We start from the raw sequence: 8,510 nt of genomic DNA, 5'->3' as shown, positions 1-8,510 counted from the left end.
TCTATATTTTAGGGCCATTATGTTTGTTTTGCAAATGAGAAATGAGAGGCAATAAAAAACCCCGGTATCCTGCCGGGGTTTTTTATTGTGCGATCTTTGGTAGGTGCTGCTCTACCTCACAATCCTCGTGTTAAAACTTATCATTGTTGTTTTATGTTCCGGAACATCCTGTTCCTGTATGACTTCATCATAGGAATATTTTCGTAGTCCGGATAGCAGCAAAGAACTGGAATTCGAGTAAGCCAAAGCGTACAAAGTGCCTGAAATTTATCCACAAGAAATGGGGATAATTTTGAACATTCACGCATTGATAAAATTTAAAAAAATCGCAAAATTGATTACTTTTTAAACAAATGTATTGGCAAGAACTATCAAAACCGCTCATAAAAAAGCCGACTTGTTTCAAAATCGGATTTTTGGGCATTCTTGGATTTTTCTTGTTTTATTAAGTAGTTGATATTTATATTAATATACAAGTGTACTTCGTATAACGCCCATTATGTTAAGTGAACAATAATTTCGTCGAATATTCAGGCTCTCAATTCTGCAAAACTTGCAGAATCTTGTCTAATTTGTAATCCTTGCGGCCAAGGGTGTCTAGCTAAGCTAAGGCAGGTGTTTGTTGTAGTCGGGCCGCTATAACGGATGACGAGTGCCTGTATGTTTAACCTAAATATCTTTAATAGGATCTCTAGCGAAGTATTGACCATCAAAAATGATCTAGAGCTGAATTCTGAGAATCAACTGATAACTAAATATAAGACTTCTACTTCTGAAGATTATAAAAAAGCAATTATTTTGATTTTTAAAGAACGTGGCTATACCAGGTTAGAAATAGGTCAGTTACTTGAAGGCCAACTGTAAAGACTTCCTAAAATTAACATAATACACCTTATACGAAATGCGTTATAATTATCTATAGAAATCAATGCTGTAGTTTCTAGTTGATAGCCCATCTTCCCCAAGGTGGGCTTTTTTTATGACTTTTCACGTTCCACGCCTAGTCTTTAATCAATGTTCCACGATTTTGATTAAATAAACTGAATAATTCAATCTGCAGAATTTAAGCGATTATCTTGAATAAGATCACTCAACTTACCTTCAAGCGATTCGATTTTATATTTCAGAGACAAGATTGAATCTTTTAAACGTGAATTTTTAGGTGCATCCGGATTCTTTAATTGATTAAAAACCTCTAATAATTCGCTGTGATGAGTGCTTAACCTTTCAATGTCACTTTCAATAGCCATTCTTGGTGTCCACAGAGCAAGTAAACTTTGCTCATAATCTTTGAGTTCTTGATGACTCATTGCATCTAATTCAGCCTTAGTTCTCATGGTTTAAAATCCGTCTTGCTATGAAGAGCTTTAAAAATCCGTTTTGTTGTTTCCTCTCTTACACTTTTCGGATCTCGTAAGATGCCACTAATCCAGAGGGCAAATGTCGGGTAGTCTGGGAAATTACTGAGGTCTGATAGCTCAGAAAGTTTAGATAAAATAGTGCTGTACTTGTTAATTTGAGCATCAGATAAATTGCAGAACATATCTATAGTTCTTTGATCTCGCTGAGGCGCTATTAATTTTGGCTTAGGTTTTTCTTTCACTATAAATTTAAAGCCAACTACTGAACGCCCTTTTTTTACATTTTCATAAGTGAGTTCAATATCTGTATTAGTTGTAATCTCATTTAATGAAGGCTTCATTACTCGGTCTTTTAAATTACAGAGTTTGTCATAAGATTTGGGCAAACCCAGCTCATTTTTTATATGTTCTAAGGACATTTCAAATTGTCCCATTGCTTGATGCTTTTTAGCTAAATGATAAAGATCGAATGAGTAATCTTTTTTCAAACTTAGTACGATATCTTTTTTATATTTTGTATAAGGGTTTAATTTATCAAACTCTTTTAACATCAGTAGAACGATTTCAGGGAAACGTATAGCTATCCCTCCGTCTTCATAAGTGCAATCAATCACCCAATTCGACAGCACCTTTTTTCCTCTTTCATTGTTATAAGAGAAATTTCTTTTAAGTAGATTCTTGCTGGCTAGTTCTAACTGCGTATATGCGGAATGCGTTTTAATGCCACATTCTCTAGCAAACTCTTCTGCCGTAATCATAATTCGGTCTTTTTCAGTTGCATCAGTGGTTCTAGCAATTGGGCTAGCAAGTATTAACATTCGTTTTTCATCAATGTTCATACTCTTAAAGCATTCTTGAACATTGTTTTGCATAACAACCCAGCTCAGAGGATATGTTTTTTTATTTTCGTCCATATAACTACAACCCCAAAAAACTAACTAACTACATTGGTATTTATGTAGCTTAAACATACATTGTCGTTTATTTTTTGACTACTATTTTTGTAGTTTTTTAACAAAACTACAAACTTTTTCTTGTAGTTTAATGTCCGGTAAAAGTAGTTTCTATGTCCGGTAAAAGTAGTTTTTTAAGTCCATTTTGTCCGGCATTTGTAGTTTAATGTCCGGTAAAAGTAGTTTTTTAAAGTCTGAAAGCATTGCTAGGCGTGGTTTATAGGGGGGTCTAAAAGCTTTTAAAAGCTTTTTAAAAGAATAAAAGGGAATTTATTTCCAAAGTGAGTTATTAAAACTGCCCTTGGTACTCGCTAAAGCTCGTACTCTATTGAAGCTCGTTTCACTCGCTTCGTGGGGGGCAGTTTTTTGCATATATGATCAAGGATTCAAAAAGCAAAACATGAATAATGCATTCGCTATGCTCATGCTTTTTGACGAGCAAAAGCATCAATACTTCGCTCGTAGACACTCGCTAATCACTGTCCCCAGTAATTCAATAAAAAACGGTTTTTCAGAGGGGGAATAAGCAAACTTTCGTTGTGTCGCTCGTAGATACTCGCTAAAAGGCTCTCATTTGCGTTCTAAGCGATTTTATTTTTATCAACTATAGTTTTACTGTATTTCTATCAAAAGTCGCTAAAACCCCCGTTTTTTTGCGCTTAAATGGGATTTCTAAGGCGTGTAGTCATGGTTATTGTCATTTTCTGGCTTTTTAGGCTCATTTCTCTGCTGTTTTTCTTGTTCTTGGCGTCTTACAAATGCCAAATGTTCTTGTTGCTCTCGTTCTTGTGCATAGCGTTGTTCTTGTTGCTCTCGTTCTTTACGTAACTGCTGTTCTCTAGATTCACGATCTTTTCGGTCGTTTTCGAGCTGTATTGCTCTTTTTTGGGAAAACTCTTGCTGCGCTTCGGTCTCAATTTTTTTTGTAAAAGCCGCATGCAATTCTTGGATTTTTAGATCTTCCATTTCTTCTGCATATAGTCGCTTTTGTTTTTCACCATTTTGAGGACTAAAGTATTTATTTCCATAGTTATCTTCTTCAAATATATAACTATTTATGATCTCCAGTCTTTGATCGCGTACATACTCTTGATACTCAGTTTCTCTGCGTGATATTTCAGAAATTTGATGATCTATATTTGAAATTTGATCATTAAGTTTTCGTTGTTTAACAGTGATGTTCGGTTTGTCAAATTTTGCAAAAGACTTTTTAGGCTGGAGCAGCTGATTTTCTTCTGTCCATTTATTTAAATGATCAGAATATCTCTCTTTTTTTTCTATTTCACTAAGACCAGAAATATGCTTTTGGATGTCTAGTTGGGTGTTGTGTTGGTCGATCAGGTCATTTATTTGATTGATCCATTTTGTTTTAAAAAATAAAGGCTCTTTTTTGCGTAGTTCTGATATTGCAGAACTCATCGTGTCTAATTTTGTTGTTAATTTTGATAATTCTTCATTTTGGAATTCATAAAGTTTCTGAGAAGTTTTTTCTGAATACTCAGCTTGAGAGTATTGAAACTGAAGCTCACTTCGTACTTTTTGAACAAGATCCTCAGATACTTTGATGTTTTCATCCAGTGCGATGACCTTTTTGATTTTTAAATTACGTAGCTTAATTTCATCATTTTTCAGACTAATTTCTGTAAATATCCCTCGTCTCCGGAGGTATGTCGCTTGAGGACCTTCGTGCTGAGTTGCTTCTAGGTCACTTTCCTGGTCTTCATAACTTCTGTGATCGACACGTTCATCAAATCCATTTTGTTCCAGGTGATGATTGCATAACTCTGCAAATGATTCTCTCCAGTGGCTTACAGTTTCTGTGCCATTGTCACGACTGAAGTCCCTATATTTTTTTGCTGAAAAGCCACCCTGCTCATTAATACTTCGGGTTGTGAACATGATGTGTGCATGGTAGTTGCGTTCATCACTTCCACTGTCTGTATGAGGTGCATGAATAGCAGCATCAACGATGACACCGTATTTTTTAACGAGGTTTCGGCAAAGTTCATTGAGCATATTTTCACGCTGTTCAGCGTTTAACTCACTGGGAAATGCAATCTCAAACTCTCTTGCAAGTAATGCATCTTTTCTACGTTCAACCTTTTCGACTTCATTCCAAAGTGTTTGGCGCTTGAGTAACTCAGTATTTGTATTTTCAGGTGCATAGATTTTTGTAAATTCGACACCAGTTTTTCTTGTGTAGTCTTGTTCTTTTCCATAAAAATCGCATACCAATTTTTCACTTGAACGATATGCAGCACAAGCAACGGCCGATCGTCCATTACCTCTACTAATCGTTTTAACTGAAAAATGATATATCGCCATTTTGCTTTTGCTCTTTATTTCGATTTATCGAAATTACCAACATGTATATGTTGGTCAGGGGATTACAAAGGGGATTTACCCCTTGTCGCACCATTGGATGAAATCCAATGGCTAAGTGCGCTCTTCGAGGAAAACATTACTATACATATAGCACCTTGAATGCATATTCAAGTGCGCTTATGTTAGGCATGGTTTCCCAGGATGATGGTATTGGATGAATGAGCGTTACTGAAAATTTAGACAGCAAGATTAAGGCACAGGAAGAGAAGCTGAAACAGCTTAAGGCTCAAAGACAGGCAGCACTGGCCAGAGAACGTGCCAAAGAGAAAGAACAGGCGCGGAAGGATGATACCAGACGTAAGATTTTAATCGGATCCTGTATGCTAAAAATCACTGAAGATGATGAACAGGCCAGAGCTAAACTAATTGCTCAGATGGATAAGTATTTGACGGATGAGTGTGACCGAAAGCTTTTTAATTTATAAATTTTGAGAGATGAGTAGTGGAAGATTCAACACTTAATGAGTTAATACCTAATATTCTTTGAACATCACTGGAATGTAGATCTATTAGGAAAGCCTCCTAAATGGTCACCAGTACATTTTAATTTTGGGAAAATTACTAATTACGATAAACAAGGTGTATATGCGTTTAAGAGAAAAGTAGGAGGATAAAATATCCTCCTACTTTTCTCGCTTAAAAAATTAAATCGCTATTACAGAAAACCAGGTTGTCCAAAAGCTGGATCAGTTGCTCGTGCATTTTGTGCATCAGCAACAGTCAGACCTAAAGATTTAGCAACACCTTGACCATAAGCTGGATCACAAGCATAACAGTTACGAATATGACGATATTTAATAAAGTCATAGGCATCGCCCATTGCACGTGCAGTATTGTCAAATAAAGCCTGTTTCTGCTCATCATTCATTAAATTAAATAGTGCGCGAGGCTGACTGAAGTAGTCGCTATCATCTTGACGGTAATCCCAGAAGTCGGCATCACCACTGATTTTGAGTGGTGGTTCACGATATTCTGGTTGCTCTTGCCACTGGCTGAAACTGTTTGGCTCGTAATGCGGTAAGCTACCATAGTTTCCATCAATACGGCCTTGACCATCGCGACGGTTGGAATGTACAGGGCAACGTGCAGCATTAACTGGAATTTGTGAATGGTTAACTCCTACACGGTAACGAGCTGCATCTGGATAGTTAAACAGGCGAGCTTGGAGCATACGGTCAGGAGAGTAGCTGATGCCAGGAACAACGTTGCTTGGTGAGAAAGCTGCTTGTTCCACATCCTGGAAATAGTTTTCTGGATTGCGATTCAGTTCAAATTCACCGACTTCAATCAGTGGATAATCTGCTTTTAACCAGACCTTAGTTAAGTCAAATGGATGATAAGGGAGTTTTTCAGCATCTTGTTCAGGCATCACTTGAATGAATAGCGTCCATTTAGGGAATTCACCACGTTCAATCGCATGGTAAAGATCGTTCTGATTGCTTTCACGATCTTTTGCAACGACCTCTGCTGCTTCTGCATCTGTGAGATTTTTAATACCTTGTTGAGTACGGAAATGGAATTTCACCCAAAAACGTTCGTTATTGGCATTAATCAAACTATAAGTATGACTACCGAAACCATGCATATGGCGGTAGCTTGCAGGAATACCACGATCAGACATTACTACAGTTACTTGGTGTAATGCTTCAGGTAACAGTGTCCAGAAATCCCAGTTGTTGTTGGCAGAACGCATGTTGGTTTTTGGATCGCGTTTAACAGCTTTGTTCAGGTCAGGAAATTGACGTGGATCACGGAAAAAGAAGACTGGAGTATTATTACCCACCATGTCCCAGTTACCCTCTTCAGTGTAGAATTTGAGGGCAAAACCACGAATATCACGTTCTGCATCAGCCGCACCACGTTCACCAGCAACTGTCGAGAACCGAGCAAACATTTCGGTTTTCTTGCCAACTTCTGAAAAAATCTTAGCGCGGCTGTATGGTGTGATGTCATTCGTAACTGTAAATGTACCAAAAGCACCTGAACCTTTGGCATGCATACGACGCTCAGGAATGACTTCACGAACAAAGTTTGCCAGTTTTTCATTTAGCCATAAATCTTGTGCGAGTAAAGGACCCCGTGGTCCTGCTGTCATACTGTTCTGATTATCTACAACAGGTGCCCCTGCATCAGTGGTCAGATGCGTGACTGGACACTTTTTAATATCTTGGCTCATGGTATCTATCCTTTCTTGGTGTAAGAGGAAACATCTTAGCTGGCTTATTGTAAAGCAGATTTATGATGGGATTATAGAAAGATTAAAGCTAATTTAGACTGTAATAAAAACCAATCATTATATATAAATATATAATGATATATACAAAGAAAAAATAATTATAGTCATCTAAATAGATAAAATTAAATAATTATATTTCTCTTTAAATTATGAACATAACAATGATATGTTCATCCTGTTGTATTTTCCTCATCAGGAGTTTAATTATGGGCAGCGTAAAAAAACAAGCGAAATTAGCAGTTATTGATATTGGTATTTCACAAGGTGATCGCGCCAAGATTGTCAAAGGATTATCGCGATTACTCGCTGACAGTTACACACTCTATTTGATGACTCATAATTTTCACTGGAACGTCACTGGCCCACAGTTTAACAGCTTACATAATATGTTTATGGATCAATATACCGAGCAGTGGAATGCACTCGATGTGATTGCAGAGCGTATTCGTGCCTTAGGTTTCCCAGCTCCGGGTACTTACAAGCAATTTGTAGAATTAGCTTCAATTCAGGAAGTGGAAGGTGTACCCCAAGCGAATGAAATGATTCAGTTACTTGTTAATGCACATGAAGCTGTTGCGCGAACTGCAAGAAGTTTATTTGATGTTGTAGATGCAGCGAATGATCAGCCTACGGCAGATGTTCTAACTCAACGACTTGATATTCATGAAAAAACTGCATGGATGTTAAGAAGCCTTTTAGAATAAAATATAATGAAATATTGCTGATTCTGAGAAAATTTACTTTTATCTCAATCAAAAATGGGAGACTTAAGCTCCCATTTTTAATGTTAAACATTGAAACCTATATGTTTTCCGGTTGGAAGCTCTACATCAATACGGAGCTTCCCACCCATTGCTTCAACATACTTTTTCATGGTTGAAATTTTCAGATCATTACCACGATTTTCTATTGCCGAAAGCGATGGCTGTTTTATTCCCAAAGTTTCAGCAAGCTCTTTTTGAGAAATTTCGAGTTCTTCACGAATAAGATGAAGCTGATTTTCTAGCAGTAATTCATCTGCCATTTTTTGAATACGGGCTTGGCTCTCTGGAGAGCGGCTAGCTAACAATTCTTGTAGAGTCTTAGCCATTAGATTTATCTCCTAGGGTGGTGAGATGAAGTCGGTATTGTTCATCTGCAATATCTAGCATGTCTTTATAAAAACGCTTTTTACCGCCTTTATCAGCAATACATAGAACAATAGCCTGTCGTAAGGGATCAAATGCGAAGAAAGCTCTTAGTGGTCTACCGCGATGTTGAACGCGCAATTCTTTCATATTGGTAAATTTAGATTCATACACAGCATCTACTAAAGGACGGCCTAAATTCGGTCCCTGCTGCTGTAGAACAACCAGGGCAGCCAGGACCTTCTCTTGTGTCGATTCATCTTGCTGTTCAAACCACTGATTAAATAGATCTGTCGTAATGACTGTCCACATACTACAACCAAAATATAGATTATAGTCTATATTTTAGGGCCATTATGTTTGTTTTGCAAATGAGAAATGAGAGGCAATAAAAAACCCCGGTATCCTGCCGGGGTTTTTTATTGTGCGATCTTTGGTAGGTGCTGCT

Annotated in this window: 9 protein-coding genes; 3 read left to right on the top strand and 6 right to left on the bottom strand. The window is 37.3% G+C overall.

Features of this window, described 5'->3' with window-relative positions; genetic code table 11:
* Nucleotides 1–660: 660 nt before the first annotated feature.
* On the top strand, nucleotides 661–864 hold the full coding sequence (locus WFH18_RS15595) for a hypothetical protein (protein ID WP_057979931.1): 204 nt from the start codon (nucleotides 661–663) through the stop codon (nucleotides 862–864).
* Between the two features lie 185 nt (nucleotides 865–1,049).
* Here WFH18_RS15595 and WFH18_RS15590 read toward each other — a convergent pair whose 3' ends face one another.
* The 3 genes from WFH18_RS15590 to mobQ all read right to left on the bottom strand — a co-directional run bounded on the left by WFH18_RS15590 (nucleotide 1,050) and on the right by mobQ (nucleotide 4,639).
* Entirely contained in the window at nucleotides 1,050–1,337 is a 288-nt protein-coding gene (locus WFH18_RS15590; RefSeq protein ID WP_004870774.1) for a hypothetical protein, read from the bottom strand.
* A complete protein-coding gene (locus tag WFH18_RS15585) occupies nucleotides 1,334–2,275 on the bottom strand; it encodes a replication initiation protein (protein ID WP_020846814.1) in 942 nt (313 codons plus the stop codon). The genes WFH18_RS15590 and WFH18_RS15585 overlap by 4 nt, the downstream gene beginning before the upstream one ends.
* A 711-nt stretch (nucleotides 2,276–2,986) precedes the next feature.
* Nucleotides 2,987–4,639 carry a MobQ family relaxase gene (mobQ, locus tag WFH18_RS15580; protein WP_159373189.1) on the bottom strand — a complete coding sequence of 551 codons (1,653 nt, stop codon included), beginning with the start codon at nucleotides 4,637–4,639 and terminating at the stop codon, nucleotides 2,987–2,989.
* 218 nt (nucleotides 4,640–4,857) lie between these two features.
* Here mobQ and WFH18_RS15575 point away from each other — a divergent pair, with 218 nt between their 5' ends.
* Nucleotides 4,858–5,124, top strand: coding sequence for a mobilization protein (locus WFH18_RS15575; protein ID WP_159373185.1), 267 nt, complete (start codon nucleotides 4,858–4,860; stop codon nucleotides 5,122–5,124).
* Between the two features lie 230 nt (nucleotides 5,125–5,354).
* Here WFH18_RS15575 and WFH18_RS15570 read toward each other — a convergent pair whose 3' ends face one another.
* Entirely contained in the window at nucleotides 5,355–6,875 is a 1,521-nt protein-coding gene (locus tag WFH18_RS15570; protein WP_159373186.1) for a catalase, read from the bottom strand.
* Nucleotides 6,876–7,141: 266 nt separating this feature from the next.
* On the opposite strand from WFH18_RS15570, the gene WFH18_RS15565 reads away from it, so the two are divergent.
* Nucleotides 7,142–7,639 (top strand): Dps family protein, encoded by a 498-nt coding sequence (locus tag WFH18_RS15565; RefSeq protein WP_159373187.1) that lies wholly within the window; start codon nucleotides 7,142–7,144, stop codon nucleotides 7,637–7,639.
* A gap of 83 nt (nucleotides 7,640–7,722) precedes the next feature.
* Here the strand turns inward: WFH18_RS15565 and WFH18_RS15560 are convergent, their stop codons facing one another.
* Nucleotides 7,723–8,025, bottom strand: coding sequence for a helix-turn-helix domain-containing protein (locus tag WFH18_RS15560; protein WP_001140620.1), 303 nt, complete (start codon nucleotides 8,023–8,025; stop codon nucleotides 7,723–7,725).
* On the bottom strand, nucleotides 8,018–8,374 hold the full coding sequence (locus WFH18_RS15555; protein WP_159373188.1) for a type II toxin-antitoxin system RelE/ParE family toxin: 357 nt from the start codon (nucleotides 8,372–8,374) through the stop codon (nucleotides 8,018–8,020). Before WFH18_RS15555 ends, WFH18_RS15560 begins: the two co-directional genes overlap by 8 nt.
* Nucleotides 8,375–8,510 lie beyond the last annotated feature (136 nt).

The organism is Acinetobacter sp. USHLN143 (genome assembly GCF_037145695.1).
GTDB lineage: Bacteria > Pseudomonadota > Gammaproteobacteria > Pseudomonadales > Moraxellaceae > Acinetobacter > Acinetobacter fasciculus.
The sequence above is the reverse complement of the archived record's forward strand: the minus strand, read 5'-3'. Positions and strand labels throughout refer to the sequence as shown.

Excerpts from the sequence above, each read along its gene's own strand:
- WFH18_RS15590 (WP_004870774.1), bottom strand. The coding sequence starts at position 1,337 with ATGAGAACTAAGGCTGAATTAGATGCAATGAGTCATCAAGAACTCAAA.
- WFH18_RS15575 (WP_159373185.1), top strand. The coding sequence starts at position 4,858 with ATGAGCGTTACTGAAAATTTAGACAGCAAGATTAAGGCACAGGAAGAG.
- mobQ (WP_159373189.1), bottom strand. The coding sequence starts at position 4,639 with ATGGCGATATATCATTTTTCAGTTAAAACGATTAGTAGAGGTAATGGA.
- WFH18_RS15565 (WP_159373187.1), top strand. The coding sequence starts at position 7,142 with ATGGGCAGCGTAAAAAAACAAGCGAAATTAGCAGTTATTGATATTGGT.
- WFH18_RS15570 (WP_159373186.1), bottom strand. The coding sequence starts at position 6,875 with ATGAGCCAAGATATTAAAAAGTGTCCAGTCACGCATCTGACCACTGAT.
- WFH18_RS15585 (WP_020846814.1), bottom strand. The coding sequence starts at position 2,275 with ATGGACGAAAATAAAAAAACATATCCTCTGAGCTGGGTTGTTATGCAA.
- WFH18_RS15595 (WP_057979931.1), top strand. The coding sequence starts at position 661 with ATGTTTAACCTAAATATCTTTAATAGGATCTCTAGCGAAGTATTGACC.
- WFH18_RS15560 (WP_001140620.1), bottom strand. The coding sequence starts at position 8,025 with ATGGCTAAGACTCTACAAGAATTGTTAGCTAGCCGCTCTCCAGAGAGC.
- WFH18_RS15555 (WP_159373188.1), bottom strand. The coding sequence starts at position 8,374 with ATGTGGACAGTCATTACGACAGATCTATTTAATCAGTGGTTTGAACAG.